The organism is Pseudomonas fluorescens (genome assembly GCF_018614655.1).
GTDB classification, from domain to species: Bacteria; Pseudomonadota; Gammaproteobacteria; order Pseudomonadales; family Pseudomonadaceae; genus Aquipseudomonas; species Aquipseudomonas fluorescens_BX.
In genome coordinates this window covers 17,051-33,706 of sequence record NZ_JAGGOG010000033.1, presented here as the reverse complement: position 1 = coordinate 33,706, position 16,656 = coordinate 17,051, and the positions used below count along the sequence as shown (strand labels likewise).

The following is a 16,656-nucleotide window of genomic DNA, read 5'->3' as shown; positions in this document are numbered from 1 at the left end:
AACTTTTAACTCAGGACACTAGGTTGTGTACGAAAAGTGCCTGCGCTCGGTGATGCTGCGCTAAAAACAGGCCCGTGATCATTCCGGCGTGGTGCGTCGGAGTGAGGTGGGTTCACACTATGTTGCGTATTGGCCAAGTGGTATGGAGTAACCATGCCCCCGACGACGTGACTGACACCGAGCGCCTCCCGGCTTGACGGCCACAACTGAAGTGGTTTTATCGTTTGGTGATCATGAGTTTTATAGTGCTGGCGCAGTGTCTGCAGTAGTGGCTAATACTGTTTCTGTTATTAATTTAAGCTTAATCACCGTGCACTACCCTCCCGTCGTTTTCAGAAAATAGAGCCTTCTCATGCTTCGATTGTTTACTCTGTTGTTGATGCTGCTTTCAGGATTCACTCATGCCGGGTCCAGTCTGTTTGATGTTAAGCCAGAGTTTCTTCCTGCAGAAAAAGCATTTGCGTTCAGTTCGCAGCGCCTGCCCTCGGGGGAAACTCAGCTTTATTGGCAAATCGCCGGTGGGTATTACGTCTATCAGCAACGTTTGACATTCGATGGATTGTCGAATGAGTACAAGCCATCCTTGCCTGAGGGGGAAGTTCATAGCGACGAATTTTTCGGCACTCAGCAAGTCTACCGGCAGGGACTGGAGTTGAAGATTCCCGCAGAGGCTAGCGGCAAAATCAAGGTGGGCTGGCAGGGCTGTGCCGATGCCGGTTTGTGCTATCCACCGCAATCGTTAATCCTTGACCTGGGAGGTAGCCCGTCGGCTGCCGCCGCTACCGAGGCGCCTGATCAGGCGCTTGCCAGTGGCCTTCAGCAACGGGCACTTGGCTGGAGCCTACTGATCTTCTTCGGTCTGGGGTTGCTGTTGGCGTTTGCTCCTTGCTCTCTTCCCATGCTGCCGATTCTTGCAGGACTTGTCGTTGGCAGTGGCGCGAGCCCGCGACGCGGTTTTGCCCTAGCTGGCAGCTATGTGTTCTGTATGGCGTTGGTATATGCCTCGATGGGGGTGCTTGCCGCGATGCTGGGTGCCAACTTGCAGGCGTTGCTACAACAACCGTGGGTGCTGAGTAGTTTTGCTGCGATCTTCATCCTGCTGTCATTACCGATGTTTGGTTTTTTCGAATTGCAGTTACCCGCGGCCCTTCGCGATCGGCTGGAAAACGCCAGCCGCCAGCGCAGTGGTGGTAGCTTGGTGGGTGCCGGCGTCTTGGGCGCGTTGTCCGGACTATTGGTGGGCCCATGCATGACGGCACCGTTGGCCGGTGCGCTGCTGTACATCGCGCAAAGCGGAAACGGACTGCACGGCGGTCTTATTCTGTTTGCCATGGGCCTGGGCATTGGCCTGCCCCTATTGTTGCTCGTCACGGTCGGCAACCGCTTCCTGCCCAAACCAGGGGCGTGGATGAACCTGCTCAAAGGCGCCTTCGGCTTCCTGTTTCTGGCTACAGCGATCTATATGTTGCGTCCGGTGCTGGATGAGTCGCTTTGGATCGGGCTGTGGGGCGTGTTGTCGCTGGCCTTGGCTTACACCGTCTGGCATCAACGCATGCCAGCGGCCGCGGCGAATCATTTGTTCGCTATCGCATCGGTTGTGTTCGGTATCTGGGGCAGCTTACTTGCCGTCGGTGCCGCCGGCGGCTCCGATGATCTCTGGCGACCCTTGAAGGTCTACAGCGCAACCACTGTCAGCGCTGCATCGCAACCGTCGGTGCATGATGCATTCGTCACCATCAAGTCTCCGACTGAATTGCAAAACGAGCTGGATTTGGCGAGAGCAAGTGGTCAATGGGTTCTGCTGGATTACTACGCCGATTGGTGTGTGTCGTGCCGAGTGATGGAAAAGGAAGTGTTCGGCCAACCTCAGGTAATGGATGCCTTGAAGGATGTGCGCCTGCTTCGCCTGGACGTCACCGCTGATAACACTGATAGCCGTGAGTTATTGAGCCGCTACAAGGTATCGGGGCCTCCGAGCTTTTTATGGATAGGGCCAGACGCAGAGGAGCGTCGTAGTCAGCGTATTACTGGGCAAGTTGACGCCGAGGCGTTTCTTCAGCGCTGGAACCAAACCAAGGAGGGGCGTTGATGCTTACATTCAATATTGGCAGCTTGGTAATCTCACTGAGCCATCTGTTGCTGATCAGCGCGTTATTGGTCGCCACCCTGATTGGACGTCGAGTGGCCCGGAAGGGGGGGGAGCGCCTGGACTCGGTACTTTTCTGGCTGTTGATGCAGGGACTTCTGATAGCCCGAGCGAGCTTCGTTCTAGTCTATCAAGAGCACTATGGCAGTGACCTCTGGCGCATCATCGATGTACGTGATGGCGGTTTCCTTGCCTTGCCAGGTGCAATCGCGGTGGTGTTTGGGGCTCTGATCTGGGGCTGGCAACGTACCGCGCTGCGTCGACCACTGGCTGCGTCGGTGGTCAGCGGCATGCTCCTGTGGGGCTTGGGGACACTATCGTTGAGCGTCTACGAGAAAGGTACGCGCTTGCCGGAAATACCTGTGCGTGCGATCAGTGGAGAGACCGTTCAGCTCACGGACCATCAAGGTCGCCCACTGGTGATCAACCTTTGGGCCACCTGGTGCCCACCCTGCCGTCGTGAAATGCCCGTGTTGCAGAAAGCCCAGGAAGAGCATCCGGACGTGAATTTTCTCTTCGTGAACCAAGGCGAAGGATTGGATATCGTCAATAAGTTCCTCTCGAGCCAAAAACTAGCGCTGAATAACATTTTATTTGATGGCGGCGGGCGACTTGGCCAAATCGTTGGTTCGATGGCGTTACCAACGTCCCTGTTCTACAGTGCAGATGGCAGATTAGTCAGCAGCCATCTAGGCGAGCTGTCAGATGCAAGCCTGGCTCGAGCGCTCGAACAATTCGAAGAGCGCTGACGGAGTCTCTTTAATGAAGGCGCCACACGGGTCACAATCGCGTGGCAAGTTGAAAACGGCGCTACATCGGAGTCATTGGCCGCGAAAGGTCTCTTGCACCCACCTCGTCGGGCTTCTCAACTCATGTCTGCGTGATACACGCGCAACTCGGCCATACCCATCAGCTGCTTTCAATTCATCCACAGGTACGACAGAGCGAACAACGTGGTCAGTTGAGCGGTGTTTTTCATCAGCCCCGCGAAAACGCTCTTTCACATAGCTAAACTGCCGTTTGAACACCCGGAAACGATGGGATGGACTCCTCCTCACCTCGGCAACTTGAAGTGCCAGACTGAAGGTACGAACCACAGTCAATAGCGAGAAGGAGTCCACACATGAAGCTTATGCGCAGTGGGGTCGACCTGGCGAAGAAAGTGTTTCAGATCCATGGCGTGGATTGCCATGACCAGCCAATCTGGCGGCAGCGTCTGCCTCGTGATCGCTGGCTTCAAACGGTGCTGGAGAAGATCGTGCCCGGCTGTGAGATTGGCATGGAAAGTTGCGGTGGTGCGCACCATTGGGCGCGACAGCTCCAGGCATGCGGATTTCGGGTGAAGCTGATCGCGCCGCAGTTCGTCAAACCGTACGTCAAGAGCAACAAGAACGACGCCAACCATGCCGAGGCCATCTGTGAAGCGATGAGCCGCCCCAGCATGCGCTTCGTCGCCATCAAGACCATCGAGCAACAGGATATCCAGGCGACGCATCGCATTCGGGCCGGCTATTGAACAACGGACGGCCAAAGCCAATCAGATTCGTGGGCTGGTCGCCGAGTACGGCCTCATCGCCCCGAAAGAATTACTCATGCTTCGTCGTGCGATACCGTGCTGGCTGGAAGATTCGGATTACGGTTTGACGGTACGCTTTCGCCGTTAGCTGGATGGCTTGTGGGACGATCTTCGTACGCTGGATGAGCGCGTGAACGAACTCGACAGCGAGATTACTGCCATTGCAACAAGCGAACCGGCCGCCCTCCGTCTACAACAGCTACGCGGCGTTGGCTCGATGATCGCTACTGCACTCGTCCTCGCCCTCGGTGATCCTTGGCAGTTTGCCAACGGCCGACAGTTCGCTGCCTCACTGGGATTAACGCCGAGGCAACATAGCTCCGGTGGCAAGGATCGACTGCTTGGCATCAGCACGGCGATGCATATCTGCGAACACTGATGGTCCATGGGGCCCGCTCGGCGTGGCAACGAATCGCCCGTTCAGTATCGTAGACCTCGAAAGCCTCCTTGCCGAACAGCGGGACAATCCCCGTTTCCTTGTCCATCAACGCGATAGGGAACAAGCCTGCACCGATGTACTGGGCATTGCGATAGCCTCCTGCCAGGTTGGTGAGTACAGGGTCAACAACCCGCAATGCCTTCAAACGATCAGCCATGATGCATCTTGGTTATTTGATGAGTTGGCGTACTGCCGACTCGTAAGGAATGTTTTTCTCGGCGGCCAACGCTGTTGCACGGTTGTGCAACTTGAGGCGGTTGGGGTCGGTGTTCTTCTCCGCAAACGCCAGATCGGTCGGCGCATGCACATCACCCGAGCGGTTCGCCTGCTCGATGAAGTTGATCTGCTGTGGGAAGTCGTCGAATAGTGCCTTGAGGCCTTTAATGACTGGTTTGCGCTGATGGCCTTCGCCGAACTCCAGCGGCGTCTGACCCGCTTCGGCGAAGTCCAGCGCGGCGATCAGGGCGCCGCTGTGTTTTGGCAGCAACTTGCCCGCACCGACCAGACCTTCGGCGAAAGCCAAGTTGCTGGTATGGCGTTGTTGTGCTAGCGCCTTTCGCTGATCAGATTGGTACTGTTTAATTTTGGTTTTGAGGCGTTTGTTTTCCGCCTCCAGGGCGGCCTGCTCCGTTGGGGGCACGGTGTGTTCGTCGGTGAGGGGTTTGCTGGGTGGGGGTACATGCCCAGTGCCTGGGCATCGAAGCTGCGCGCACGGTTGGCGATATGCTCGGTCAGCCCCTTGTGCTTCGGCATCGGTGATGCTGACGATTCCGTGGGCGCGACCCACGCACCTTTCTTGTTCATGCGTACCCCTGGGTGATGCGGATGCCCTGACGTGGGCGACGGGATTTGACCGACATCGGACCAACAGCGCTCTCCAGCGTTGTGAAGTCGGCCAGTGAACCGGCGTCTGCGAAGTCGCCTTGGCGGTAAAGTTCGGGGTCTTTGAGTCTTGCGAGCGGGCCTTCGTGATCATCGGAATACGCTCGACTGTTTCAATCGAACGCACGTCCTGCTGCAGTGAATCGTCCTTGGGTAGGGTGAGGTTGCCGTCTTCAAAGTGCTGGATGAATTTCGCTATCTAGGCGCCGTACCAGGCGCGGCTGAGTTTTACCAGCAGGACGCGGTCATGACCGAATTCATCGGCAGCTTTGGCCAGGGTTTCACCACTGCCGGTAGCGTCCAGTGCTGCGCTGGCAAAGCGCGGAAGTCGGCGCAGGAGGTAGAACAGGATTTGTTTATGTTGTCGGTATGACAGCTGGTGCATTTCCACCACAAACAGCACATCGCGGTGCCGAGCCTGATCGACAGACAGGGGCAGATGATGGAACACTCGCGGTGACGCGCATAGTCCATAGCCAGGTAGTGCCGCAGCTCCGGCGTCAGCGCCTGTATCAATGGAGCGAGATAGCGCTCAATCCAGTCTCGACACACGCTTCACGGTGAGCCAAGGACTGCAATGTGCAGCTTTCGTCCTGCGCCGGGCGCAACACCGTGCGAGCGGCGCGCATGGCGTCTTCGATCCACACACCCGGGATATACACGCCGTTGCCATCACGAGGGATGGCGTCCAGTTCCTCGCGGGGCCGTAGGCGTTACGAATTTTCTTGTACCAGGCTTCCTTACCTTCGGCGGAAGCTGTCAAGCGCCATGGTCAACACAGAACTATTGGCCTTGTCGGTTGGCATCTTTCGACCAGCAGGCGCAGGATGACCAAGCGGATGACCAAGCGGATGTCCTGACGGATAAAATCGGAGTGTGGAGTGGTCATGTTTTTTCTCTTAGCAGGTCATCATTGATCCGGTCCAGCAATCGGGTTAAAGGGCGGGCGCACTTTCATCCCCCGACAACTCGACCCATGCCGCTTTCATGTCACCCAGCAGATCGGTAACGACGGTCTGGTCAGGCAAGTGCCGGACGTGCTCTTTCAGGGTAACGATGCGTGTACGTAGCTCCAGCAGTTCCTGAGCGCTGGCGGTCTGGTGTTTGCTCATCCAGGTGTAAATGCCAAGCGCCGTCAGCATCAGTCATTGCACGGTCTGAAAGGCAAAATTGAGTTCGTTCAGGTTCATCGAAAACCCCGTCTGTTCATGTGTTTCAAAACATCCGTGCAATCGAAACAATGCTCGATACCCGGTTCGTTCTGGCGTCGATCCTCTGGGGAGAGCATCACCACAGGTTTCACAGTGATAGGCCGAAAGGCCGGAGCGACGCAGCAAGTCTCGGGTGCAAATTCGTGTCTGTGATTCAACAGCGTCCCTCTTCGTAGCGGGCCCGGTTACATCCATAACGCGTCAGTCCTGTTCCCGTAGATCAAGCAATCCATTGAGTTGGGCGAGGTTATTGCGAACCCACTGACCGTAGTTCTGGGCGTAGGCAAGAATGTCTGCGGGCGTGATACCGCTTTCGGGTAGCTCGGCGTCAGTACCGGGGTGGTCCAGGGCGCTTGCGCAGGTTGGGTGGCAGTAGCCCCGCTCCTGGGGTGGGCACACCGAGAGCGGTGTTGAGGTCGCGCAACCAGCCAGCAGTAAATAAGCACCGAGGGATAGGCTTCGCGATAGCGCCAGACGCCGGAATGTATTGCGTCGTGACATGGGGGATGCGCTCCTGAAGCAGTCGTTTTTCTTCGGCATGCTGATCAAACGTGGCGAACAGCAAGGCTTCGGCTTCATTGGCGCGGGCGACCTGTTGCAACAACTGCAATCGGTGTTCCTTTTCCGTTGCCCCGGCTTGCTCTACGTGTGTGGCCCTGAGTCTCTGCACGCTGGCGTTGCCCAGCGCTTCGGCGTAGCGAAAGCCGAAACCGTAGGCGATTGAGGCCGCTGCCGCTGTGCTGACCCCACAGGCGAGCGAAGCGATAAGCAGGTGTGTTGGCAATCGTTTAAGCACCATGGCGTTTCCTCATACGATGATGGGACTGAAAGACTCGATGTTTGGTGGTGATACCGGACTTGCCCTGGCGATACAGGGGCATAACGCTGGGTCTGATCCAGGTTCCGTCGGTGATACGTGATGTGGGCCAACGACACACTCCGGCCAGCCCCGTCAGTAGTGCCGTAAACGCCCTGCTGAAGAGGTTCAGTCTCATGACGGCATGTCCTGGCCCGGTGGCTTTGGCTGTTCTGGGCCTTGCTTGACTAAGCGAGCGATGAACAGCAGCACGGCCAGGGCGCTGTTGATGGCGGCATAAATCGAGGGAGAACGTTGTGCGTGCCACATCGGCAAGACCGTGGCCTGAACAAGGCTCAGCAGTGCAATGACAATGACCAACTGGACACTGTGCAGCTCCCGGCAGCAACGACAGCTATCAATCAGCCTCATGCGTTCTCCCCCGTGATAGGTATCGGGAACCATGCCAACCAGGTGCAGACCTTCGTTGATCAGCGCCGGGCCTAGCCGTTGCCCTCGGGGAGCTGGCCGGCACCGTTTTCATCACGAATGATCGCTTGCGTCAGCGCACGCCTGGTTGGGTAGTCGTACACGTCGATACGAGCATCAGGTGATACTCCCACATGGGTGGCAACCTGACGGATGTAGTTCTCTGTGTTGTTCTCGTTCGCAGGCGCCCAGCGCCCGATGATCCGGCGAATGGTGCGCAGATCATGCTTGTCCTGATAGGTGATCAGGGGGGGGCGAGCAATGGCGCGGATGCCCCATCGAGGATCTACGAACTGAACAAAGTCCGTGTTAGGTTGATTCGCCGACATGCCTTGCCAGCGGGTGCCTCTGACATGGCGAATGTGGCCGGGATTGAAGTTGCGGATGTCGCGAGAGGATTGGGGTCGCATCGGATGCCTCCAGTCATGAGCGTCGCACTTTTCAGACGCCAGAAATACACACACCGCCATCATGGGCGGTGTACGTTTGGAGGGCTTTTAATCGAGTTTAAAGAGATGTAGTACAGGATTGCACTGTCGCCCGGCACTCACCTATTGTGTAACAGCCCACACATTGCGACCGCTCTTGTTAGCATCAAGCGGAGTATCGGTCGGCCCACCACTCACTACAGTCGTCAGAACAGAAAACATGAAAGGGCGATTATTCCAATTCTACAAAATCAGTGCCGGGAGTCTGTTGGCGGGGTGCCTTCAGCGACTTTTTCCAGCGTTTGCTGAACCTGTACTAGGGCGTCATACAATTGTCGTGCGACCAGAGGATCGAAATGGAATCGCACCGATGCTCCTTGTGGGCCATGTTTCGTGCGAGGAGTCGCCAACACAATTAGTGCCCCTGTCTGCGTACTTAGCTGAAGCTGACTAACCTCATCGATCCAGACATCAAAGCACTTAATTTTGGTCATTTTCAATACTTCCAATAGTTACTGAAGTTGTCGCGCCAAAGGAGCGAGTTATGCCACCTAAAAAATCAATCAGCCCCCTTTTTTGGCTCGTCAGAAGCCCCGGCGCTTCGAGGCATCCATTGCTCGATTAGTGGCTGAGCGTCTTGAACAATCTCGTCAACAGTCGCTTGAGAGGGCCAGGTCTTCAAAGCATCTAGTCGATCTGGCCCGGCTTCTTTCCCCATCTGAACAAGCAGCAATAGCAGCTTCAGGGGATCAACGCCTTCAGCAGTTAATAGATGAGCTTCCTCAATAAACAGCTTGACTGAGTCGCCGAAAGGCGACTTCTTCGCAGCTTTCCATCGAGTGCAAGGGCCGCCAGTAAAGTTTGAGGGCGTTTTGCTGACTGTCCTCGCATATTTTTGTCATGAGCACTTTTACGATGTTGCGTATCGCAATGCTGTTGCGCTTCAACATCTATGTACAACTGTCGCAGGATTTCGTCGTCATTCACTCATCGTATTTTTTAGCAGAAAAGTTACTAACACATGATTCGCCGCCATGGTGTTTCGACTCATCACTGTCCCCTGTGTGACAACACACCTGCCGCACCTTCAATAGCTTTGCGGCCTTTTTCGTCAGCCCCCTAGGAAGTTGGCCAGCAGGGCTTTCTCGCGCCGGTTGAAACCGGCTTTTTCTAATGCACTACCAGGTAACGCGCCGGACGCCTTCATCTCCTTGAACGCCTGTCCAATCATGACGCCGGACTCAATGAGTGCCTTACCTCGGACGAGGTCGCGCACGACATCGCCCGGTGCAGGAATGGCCGGAGCAGAGCGTTGAGCGGTGATGACATAGAGAACATCGCCCCCCCGGCGGCGAGTGCCGATAGCAGGGCTGTACTCGGTGAAGTAGTTCCTTTTTCCCACTCAATCAACGTTCGTTTCGCAGCCCCGGCGATTTCTGCAAATCGCGGCTGCGTTAACCCAAGCACTCGTGCGCTTCTTTTAATTGATCACCAATCATGCCGTTTTCGGCACTATTTGCTCGATGGGTGCCGTTTTCAGCACCGCCATTCAACACACACCGACTAGCAACGCCCTCCACGGTTTCTGGTTGGCACTCTCAAAACATAGAGGAATCCCTTCCGATGCAAGCTCCTTACCCGTTACTTAGTCGTGAAGCCTATTCCACCGGCGGCATCCGACTGCTCTTTAATGCTGCCGGACTGCCTATTTCTACAGGGGCCGAAACCAATGGTTATACCGCCACGCTGTGGACTGCGTGATGGGTGGCAGATCCAAAAGCACTCGCGGCAAGTGTCACGAAATCGCCGTAAAACTTGGCCTCGAACTGAACAACTTCTTGCTTGAGGTTTGTCATGCGCCATTCCCTTAGCTGCGCAAACAGACGCTTTCTCGAACAGATACAGACGGAGTGTTTGTTCGCCAACGGCAAACCCCGCCAGCCAACGCACCCTAATCAGGCTCATCCTGGCGCTGCAGGGTTCTCAGCATCCGCTCTTCAGCCAGCACATCAGGGTCCTTATCCGGCAGTGCCGCCGAGCGCTGGAGATCGGTGATGAACGCCGCCTTGTCCAGGTCTTTGGTAAGTCGCCAAGCCCAATGATCACTGCGATTACTCCCTCTAGCGCGGCCTGGTTGCCGCCTTGTAGATCCAAACGTGTTTGCGCATCCAGCAACTGTTCTCTGGAGCCGGTAAATGTACTCGTTTTTTATTGTGCATGACACAGCGCAGTTGCCAATGCGCAAAGTTCAATTTTGTTTGGAGGACCATCTTCGACGCTGCAGGAGGGCTTCCAATGACGCCTCGACTGTGGAAACAGATACAGCCAGCCACTTTGCGTGACGCGCTCTGGCTGACCTAGCGCGATGGCTACGAACGCTTCAATTACGGCATCGAGCGCTTTGCTGCTCTTTTATGGGGCTTGCAGATCAATGGTCGCTGGACAAGTGGATCGCCAATAGCTGTATGCCTGCGTTGATGATCCCGGTCTTTGAACGGGTATGCGGCATCATCCTGGTAAGTCGCTGGCTGGCTGTAAGCAGCGCCAAGTTGTTGATTGAGATGCCCAGGGGGCGAACCAGCAACCCATTGAGCATACAGAGCTTGCAGGCCGTTTTGCACGAAGCGACTGGTGCCCTGATGCGGAAGCAACAAAAAACCTGTCAGTCGAGACCTTTCTTATATCCGTGTGGCGAGTCGCTGTGGAAACTCATTGGTGATTTTAGCCGGTTTTTGGATGAAGGTTCATAAGGTGAAAATATGACTGGAAACTCCGTAAATGATAATTTTGAATCATTACCAGGAGGTGTTCCGCCGAAACATAAATTAATGCACAATCTAATTGAGCAGATCGCACCCTTGCGGGTTGATGTTGTCTTGGAAGGAGAAACAGGGACTGGTAAGGATACGCTAGCGCGCAAGATTCATCGATTATCGGGTCGTCGGGGAAATTTTGTATCGCTTAACTGTGGTGCCATACCCGAACACTTGGCGGAGAGTGAGTTATTTGGCGTCATGCTAGGGGCGTACACTGGCGCGGCAAAATCTCGAGCCGGTTATATAGAGGCCTCCAATAAAGGAACGTTATACCTCGATGAAATCGATAGCATGTCGCTGTCGTTGCAGGCAAAATTTTTGAAGGTTTTAGAAGTCCGTGGTGTTGAGCGCTTGGGCAGTACGCAGTTCACTTCGTTGGACCTTCGTGTTGTCGCTGCGACTCAAACGCCATTGGCTGAGATGGTGGAGTCCGGACGTTTCAGGCGTGATTTATACTATCGGTTGAGTGTGGTCAACTTGAAGCTCCCTCCCTTAAGGTCGACCCCAGAGTGCATTCTCCCCCTTTTTTATAATTTTATAGCGGACGCCGCTAAGCGCCACGGTCGGCCAGTGAAGGCTTTTGATACGCACATGCTAAGGGAGTTAATTGGTCATCGTTGGTTGGGCAATATTCGCGAACTGAAATATGCCGCTGAGCGCTATGTTCTGGATATGCCGGTTCTCAATACTTCCATGGATGCAGCGGGGGGAGTACAAACCCGCTCCTTGAAAGCGTATTTGCGAGAGTTGGAGCGGATCCTGATTCAGGAAAGCCTTTCGCGAAATTTGAAATCTATTGATTTGGTCATTGATGAGCTGGAAATACCAAAGCGCACGCTCTATCATCGTATGAGAAGGCTTAATATAGTGTTGGACGAAATATAGTATGGAGAGACTTTTTGTGTGGGGAGTGGAACCGATGCGGTCTGTGAGCCACTTACATTTTTGAACACCATGTGGTTGTTCACATATCAATGAGGAGTAATGAATATGGCCGGTGGCTTATCTCTCGCAGCAACAACCGCTGCAATGGCCCAGTTGGACGCTACTTCTGCTGCTACCACTAAAATGAATGCGGATGCTCAATCCATTAAAATGCAAACTGATACCATGGCTGCAATCACGAGCAGTTATCAAGACTCTGCAACTAAAGTGCAAAATTCTATGCAGCAATCAGGCAAATCGATCAACTATTGATGAGGCAGCCCTCCTTCCTTTTCCTCGCGCATGTTGGCCGGGGCGTGGTGGGGGGGCTGAAATCGATCGTTTTAAATAGTTGAGCTGAATATCAATATCGTCAGTGTGTAAACGTAGTGTACGGGAGAGATAATGACCATCACCGCGGTAACACCCAGTAGATTGGATTGGTCCTCATTCACTGAGGGGGCAGTGCCATCCGAGGTCGCTGATATTGCCTGGTTTACGGCGCAAATTAAGCGACCTGCTTTCGAGCCCACTGCTGGCCAACCAGAGCGAGGTTTGAGGCAGGTGATTGCGGATTTGAACAATCGCGCGGATATCGCTGCAAGAGATTTGCGTAAGGTTGTGCGGTCAATTGATCCCCAGGAAACGATGCAAGCTAATCGATCGTTATCTTCCTTCTACTTGGAAAGTCTATTGAGTGCGAAAGTGGTCGCTAAAGCTGTGCAGGGGGTGGAAAAGCTCACCAGTCTCCAATAAGGCAAAATCATGTATAGGCAATCGATAAGGGTATTATTGATGTCTGCAATAATTTCATTAATGGCTTGCAGCGAGCGTGTTGAGCTGCACCGTGATCTGGCTAATGGAGACGCCAACGAGCTGCTCGCAGAATTAAGTGATAAGCAAATTGATGCCACAAAACGGTTGGATAAAAACGGTGTTACGGTACTGGTGCTTGCGAGGGATATCTCTAGAGCTGTGCGCGTGCTTGAAGCAGCAGGTTTGCCGCGTCGATTACGTGCCAATTTGGGCGACATCTTTCGTAAGGAGGGGGTGATTTCATCTCCGCTGGAAGAGCGCGCGCGTTATATCTATGCGCTATCACAGGAGCTTGAACACACTTTAACTCAAATCAACGGGGTGATAATGGCGAGGGTTCATGTGGTTCTTGCCGAGCGCATTGCTCCGGGGGAGAGTGTGCAATCAGCCTCGGCAGCTGTTTTTATCAAGCATCGCCCGGAGTTGGATCCGGATAGCGTGACACCGCGTATTCGACGAATGGTAGCCAGTAGTATTCCCGGTATTATCGGTGGTGGTGAAAAGAATTTGGCGGTGGTGTTCGTGCTTGCGCCGCTCTACGAAGAAAAAGGCGAGCTTGGCGTTTGGCGCGAACGTGATGTGGGCAATGGGTCATCGAGGTTGTGGATTTGGATCCTTGGCGCATTATTATTTGGAATCATGTTGGCTGGATTAATAATGAGTAAAAAATTATCGCTCAGGGCGAAGTTTCGCGAACGTAATGAGCACCACTGAGGCTTCTCGAGCGCAAGAGCTGATGTGGGTGCAATGGTGGATTCAGCTGAAGCAATTCGCAGACCCTAGTTGGGAGCTTTCGCGGATAGCGTTGGCAAGAAAGCGCTTGCCTTCACGTTTATTGACCTTTATTGAGGAAAGCGCTGGTCCTGGTATGGCTGGTTTTGTGGTTTCGATTGTTGGATTTCCGCCGCGCCCACATCCTCGACTGTGGCCATTTATGTTTGCGAGTAAAGGCGAGATCCAGCGCGTTTTAGCGCTGATCGTGACTATTTGTGCGGGACAAGGCGCGAGGATGCGGGAAGGATTACACCCGGATGACGAAGTTTGGTGTCGTCGAGTGGGTAAAGCCCTGCAACCGGGGCAGTGGCTTCCACAGAACTGGCAAGTTGACGATGATGACATATTCGCGCTCAGGTTGTTGCGGGCATGGGTTGGGAATGCGATATGGGAGCGTCTGCGTCTACAGTTTTCTCATCCAAGGATTATGCAGGCAGAGCGAGTTATTTATGAGGGGCTCCCAGCGCGTCGTCTGGCTGCGTTATGGCAGGCTGTGGGCTGGTATGCCGCAACTCAAGGAGAGGTCGATGTTGACATACCGAACGTTGACGCTTAAACGCGATTGCGCATTTGTTCACGGGCCAATAGTTCGTCGAGCGATCATTCACGAGTATGCCGTCGCTGATCAGATATTGGCGTCTGCAAATGCCGAGGCGCAATTAATTCTGACAAGGGCACAGCAACAGAGCACCCTCCTCGGTGACAAGGCTGCTGCCGAAGCGCGAGCGAAGGTGTGGCGGGAGGCTGAGGGTTTCCTTAAAGCCTTGAGGCAGCAAAAAGAGCAAATGTGGCTCGCGATTGCGCAAGAGGCTGAAAAAGTTGTGCGTGAAGCGTTGACGCGCCTGTTTGAGCAGCAGTCGGAGATTCAGAAAGTCGCTGCACTGATTAGGCAAATTGTTGCCGCACGGCCTGAAGAGGCTGAGGGTGTTTTGGTTTGTCATCCTCATTGGCTACAGCTTGTATCATCCCATATGCAACAGAATCAAGCGCACTGGAAAATTTGTGCTGATTTGCAAGTGGCTGAAGGAGCAATCTGCTTAAAGAATAGCCATGGCGAGTTTCACTTAAGTTGGAACGAATTAATTCAAGGCGCTTTATTGATAATTGAAGAGGGCGCGGACATTTGCGATACCGGTGAGGGGGAGGCGTTGGGAACTGTTTTTGAAAAAACACCACACATTGAATAATCACTGATTTGGAGTTTTCCATGATTTCCTCTGAAGCGTTACGTCGTCGTCTCGACAACAATTTCCAATCCGCACAACATCGCGTGGATACGGCCGCTGTGGAGCTTAGACCGTTTTCGCAGGATGACATGCATTCATTTAACTCTGCATTGCGGCAATTGTCTACGGCGAGCTGGGCGGCCTCGCAGGAAGTGGTGGTTAAGCACAATTTGACAAAGGCCATTCTCAATGAAATCCGATAATGGTGAAATACTGAATTGTCTTTGTTAGGCCGCTTTGAGGGATGAGCATGACCAGGAGATTGCGGCGATTTTCATTGATAATCATTATTTCATTATCATTAACTTCTTGGGTTGTGCATGCCGAAAGCTGGGGCGCATCTCCTTATGCCTATGATGCACAACAGGTGCCGTTGGACGTGGTGCTGAAAGACTTTGCTAATGCCCATGGGTTTGGTCTACAACTCAATGGCGTTGAGGGTAGCGTTGACTTAAAATTACGTGCGCCCACGGCACGAGATTTTCTCGAGCGATTGGCGAGAGAATATCAATTTCAGTGGTTTGTCTTCAATAGTACGCTTTATATCAGTCCACGTCATGCACAAACCACACACCGTTTGGAAGTGTCAGAGGATGCTGCGCCCGATCTAAAAGAGGCACTGACACAAATTGGTTTATTGGACGCTCGCTTTGGTTGGGGAGAAATGGCCGATGAGCGTGTGGTGCTGGTTACCGGACCAAAGCGCTATGTTGAATTGGTTCAGAAGTTCAGCGTGCAGCGTGCGGTGCCAAAAACAGAACACCAAATTATGATGTTTACTTTACAGCATACGACGGTTTCGGATCGTGTCATTAAGTATCGTGAACAAAATATGACCATGGACGGCGTCGCGACAATACTGAGAAAGCTACTCAATGGGGAATCACCGCTAGGCAATCCGGGAGCTCCGGCGTCGGCACAGGCGGTGTTTGAAGGGCTGCAGAAGATTTCAGATTCATCCCAGAGTCGGTTGCTCAATCTTGTTGACAATCAAGCTGGTGCCCGCGATGCTTCCTCATTGCCATCGGCGAAAGATCGCCGGGTGGTTGCAGATGTTAGAAATAATGCAGTACTCATTTATGATAGTATTGATAAGCGTGATTTCTATCAGCGGCTAATCAATCGGCTGGATGTGCCGGCCAAGCAAATTGAAATCGATGCAGTAATTGTTGATATTGATCGCCATCAACTAGAGCGCCTCGGTTCTAACTGGTCGGTGCAGAGAGGAGGAGCGAGTTTTGGCGCTTCTCTACTCAATGCCGGGACCTCGACCTTGCAAGTTCAAGATGTTGGCCGTTTTTTTGCCCGTATACAGGCTTTGGAAGGTCAGGGGTTGGCATCAATCGTGGCGCGCCCTTCAGTATTAACCCTCGACAATCAGCCAGCGGTCATTGATTTTAGTCGTACGCAGTACATTACGGTTACCGGGGAGCGAGTTTCAAACATCCAACCGGTAACGGCCGGTACCAGTTTGCAGGTGATTCCGCGTCTGGTCCCGGGAGCGACGGGTAACCAGTTTCATTTGATTATCGACATTGAAGATGGGCAGCTTGAACAAGTTAGCAACCAAGCTACGCCAAGTGTCAAGCGTGGAACCGTTAGCACACAAGCAGTTATAAGCGAGGCTCGCTCTCTCGTCATAGGGGGCTTTCAAGGTGAGGAACGTAATACTAAGAGTCGCCAGGTGCCAGTTTTGGGTAAGCTTCCCTTGGTGGGAGCATTATTCACGTCCAACGATCAGGAGACGTTGAATCGAGAGCGCTTATTTATTTTGACGCCTCGACTTAAGGGCGTTGATCCTGCACCTGTAGTGCGCCGCACCGGTGCCGGCTTCGCGAAACCCCTGGAAATAAAAAAGGTCACGCACCCGAACAAAAGGCCCTAAATTCGATTGCGTCCAACCGAAGGATCGCGGAGTTATCGATATTGGTTGTCTTAGGCAAGGTGCGGGGCTTGGTAGCGGCGCAACTCGGTGGAAGCAGCATGCGTTTTGTAGTATCAGGTGTTTCGCTTGCTCGCAGGGCGTTGGCGGGTGACTGGCTAGATGTCTCATTCGGCCAAAAGGATGCATAGTTTTTCGATTACTAAGTCCTGACTGCGCAGAGGGCTCACTGAGCCATCTGCGCTATTTGT

General features: G+C 53.7%; 19 protein-coding genes and 3 pseudogenes. 13 read left to right on the top strand and 9 right to left on the bottom strand.

Annotated elements, in window-relative coordinates:
- Positions 1-352: 352 nt before the first annotated feature.
- Positions 353-2,089, top strand: a complete 1,737-nt coding sequence (dsbD, locus tag J7E41_RS26180) for a protein-disulfide reductase DsbD (RefSeq protein WP_214997150.1) — start codon at positions 353-355, stop codon at positions 2,087-2,089.
- Positions 2,089-2,895 carry a TlpA disulfide reductase family protein gene (locus J7E41_RS26175; protein ID WP_214997149.1) on the top strand — a complete coding sequence of 269 codons (807 nt, stop codon included), beginning with the start codon at positions 2,089-2,091 and terminating at the stop codon, positions 2,893-2,895. Before dsbD ends, J7E41_RS26175 begins: the two co-directional genes overlap by 1 nt.
- A 170-nt stretch (positions 2,896-3,065) precedes the next feature.
- Here the strand turns inward: J7E41_RS26175 and J7E41_RS26170 are convergent.
- Positions 3,066-3,186 (bottom strand): annotated as a pseudogene (locus tag J7E41_RS26170) (IS5/IS1182 family transposase); the annotation flags it as partial.
- Between the two features lie 83 nt (positions 3,187-3,269).
- Between J7E41_RS26170 and J7E41_RS28630 the strand changes: the two are divergent.
- Positions 3,270-4,121, top strand: a pseudogene (locus J7E41_RS28630) (IS110 family transposase); the annotation flags it as partial.
- Positions 4,122-4,330: 209 nt separating this feature from the next.
- Here the strand turns inward: J7E41_RS28630 and J7E41_RS26155 are convergent.
- The 4 genes from J7E41_RS26155 to J7E41_RS26140 all read right to left on the bottom strand — a co-directional run bounded on the left by J7E41_RS26155 (position 4,331) and on the right by J7E41_RS26140 (position 6,755).
- On the bottom strand, positions 4,331-4,948 hold the full coding sequence (locus tag J7E41_RS26155) for a hypothetical protein (protein WP_214997148.1): 618 nt from the start codon (positions 4,946-4,948) through the stop codon (positions 4,331-4,333).
- 294 nt (positions 4,949-5,242) lie between these two features.
- On the bottom strand, positions 5,243-5,428 hold the full coding sequence (locus J7E41_RS26150) for a hypothetical protein (protein WP_214997147.1): 186 nt from the start codon (positions 5,426-5,428) through the stop codon (positions 5,243-5,245).
- A gap of 550 nt (positions 5,429-5,978) precedes the next feature.
- Positions 5,979-6,185, bottom strand: coding sequence for a hypothetical protein (locus tag J7E41_RS26145; protein WP_251029695.1), 207 nt, complete (start codon positions 6,183-6,185; stop codon positions 5,979-5,981).
- A 270-nt stretch (positions 6,186-6,455) separates the two neighbouring features.
- On the bottom strand, positions 6,456-6,755 hold the full coding sequence (locus tag J7E41_RS26140; RefSeq protein ID WP_214997146.1) for a hypothetical protein: 300 nt from the start codon (positions 6,753-6,755) through the stop codon (positions 6,456-6,458).
- Between J7E41_RS26140 and J7E41_RS26135 the strand changes: the two genes are divergently transcribed.
- Positions 6,754-6,978, top strand: a complete 225-nt coding sequence (locus J7E41_RS26135) for a hypothetical protein (RefSeq protein WP_214997145.1) — start codon at positions 6,754-6,756, stop codon at positions 6,976-6,978. The two genes, J7E41_RS26140 and J7E41_RS26135, sit on opposite strands and share 2 nt — an antisense overlap.
- Before the next feature lie 267 nt (positions 6,979-7,245).
- Here J7E41_RS26135 and J7E41_RS26130 read toward each other — a convergent pair whose 3' ends face one another.
- From J7E41_RS26130 to J7E41_RS28470, 4 genes and pseudogenes are all read right to left on the bottom strand, one after another.
- Positions 7,246-7,482 (bottom strand): hypothetical protein, encoded by a 237-nt coding sequence (locus J7E41_RS26130; RefSeq protein WP_214997153.1) that lies wholly within the window; start codon positions 7,480-7,482, stop codon positions 7,246-7,248.
- A 71-nt stretch (positions 7,483-7,553) separates the two neighbouring features.
- Complete coding sequence (locus tag J7E41_RS26125) at positions 7,554-7,949, bottom strand: structural protein (protein ID WP_251029694.1); 396 nt, start codon at positions 7,947-7,949, stop codon at positions 7,554-7,556.
- A 1,129-nt stretch (positions 7,950-9,078) separates the two neighbouring features.
- Complete coding sequence (locus tag J7E41_RS26120; RefSeq protein WP_214997144.1) at positions 9,079-9,369, bottom strand: hypothetical protein; 291 nt, start codon at positions 9,367-9,369, stop codon at positions 9,079-9,081.
- Between the two features lie 5 nt (positions 9,370-9,374).
- Positions 9,375-9,434 (bottom strand): annotated as a pseudogene (locus J7E41_RS28470) (hypothetical protein); the annotation flags it as partial.
- Between the two features lie 156 nt (positions 9,435-9,590).
- Between J7E41_RS28470 and J7E41_RS28260 the strand changes: the two are divergent.
- The 9 genes from J7E41_RS28260 to sctC all read left to right on the top strand — a co-directional run bounded on the left by J7E41_RS28260 (position 9,591) and on the right by sctC (position 16,408).
- Complete coding sequence (locus J7E41_RS28260; protein WP_251029693.1) at positions 9,591-9,728, top strand: hypothetical protein; 138 nt, start codon at positions 9,591-9,593, stop codon at positions 9,726-9,728.
- Between the two features lie 998 nt (positions 9,729-10,726).
- Positions 10,727-11,668 (top strand): sigma 54-interacting transcriptional regulator, encoded by a 942-nt coding sequence (locus J7E41_RS26110; protein ID WP_214997143.1) that lies wholly within the window; start codon positions 10,727-10,729, stop codon positions 11,666-11,668.
- 99 nt (positions 11,669-11,767) lie between these two features.
- A complete protein-coding gene (locus J7E41_RS26105) occupies positions 11,768-11,980 on the top strand; it encodes an ATP-dependent helicase HrpA (RefSeq protein ID WP_251029692.1) in 213 nt (70 codons plus the stop codon).
- A 132-nt stretch (positions 11,981-12,112) separates the two neighbouring features.
- Entirely contained in the window at positions 12,113-12,463 is a 351-nt protein-coding gene (sctI, locus tag J7E41_RS26100) for a type III secretion system inner rod subunit SctI (RefSeq protein WP_214997142.1), read from the top strand.
- A 39-nt stretch (positions 12,464-12,502) separates the two neighbouring features.
- Entirely contained in the window at positions 12,503-13,237 is a 735-nt protein-coding gene (gene sctJ, locus J7E41_RS26095; RefSeq protein ID WP_251029691.1) for a type III secretion system inner membrane ring lipoprotein SctJ, read from the top strand.
- Positions 13,224-13,853 (top strand): hypothetical protein, encoded by a 630-nt coding sequence (locus tag J7E41_RS26090; RefSeq protein ID WP_214997140.1) that lies wholly within the window; start codon positions 13,224-13,226, stop codon positions 13,851-13,853. The genes sctJ and J7E41_RS26090 overlap by 14 nt, the downstream gene beginning before the upstream one ends.
- Positions 13,825-14,484, top strand: coding sequence for a type III secretion system stator protein SctL (sctL, locus tag J7E41_RS26085; protein ID WP_214997139.1), 660 nt, complete (start codon positions 13,825-13,827; stop codon positions 14,482-14,484). The genes J7E41_RS26090 and sctL overlap by 29 nt, the downstream gene beginning before the upstream one ends.
- Before the next feature lie 20 nt (positions 14,485-14,504).
- Entirely contained in the window at positions 14,505-14,726 is a 222-nt protein-coding gene (locus J7E41_RS26080; protein WP_214997138.1) for a type III secretion protein HrpF, read from the top strand.
- A 47-nt stretch (positions 14,727-14,773) separates the two neighbouring features.
- Positions 14,774-16,408 carry a type III secretion system outer membrane ring subunit SctC gene (sctC, locus tag J7E41_RS26075; protein WP_214997137.1) on the top strand — a complete coding sequence of 545 codons (1,635 nt, stop codon included), beginning with the start codon at positions 14,774-14,776 and terminating at the stop codon, positions 16,406-16,408.
- Positions 16,409-16,656: the final 248 nt, after the last annotated feature.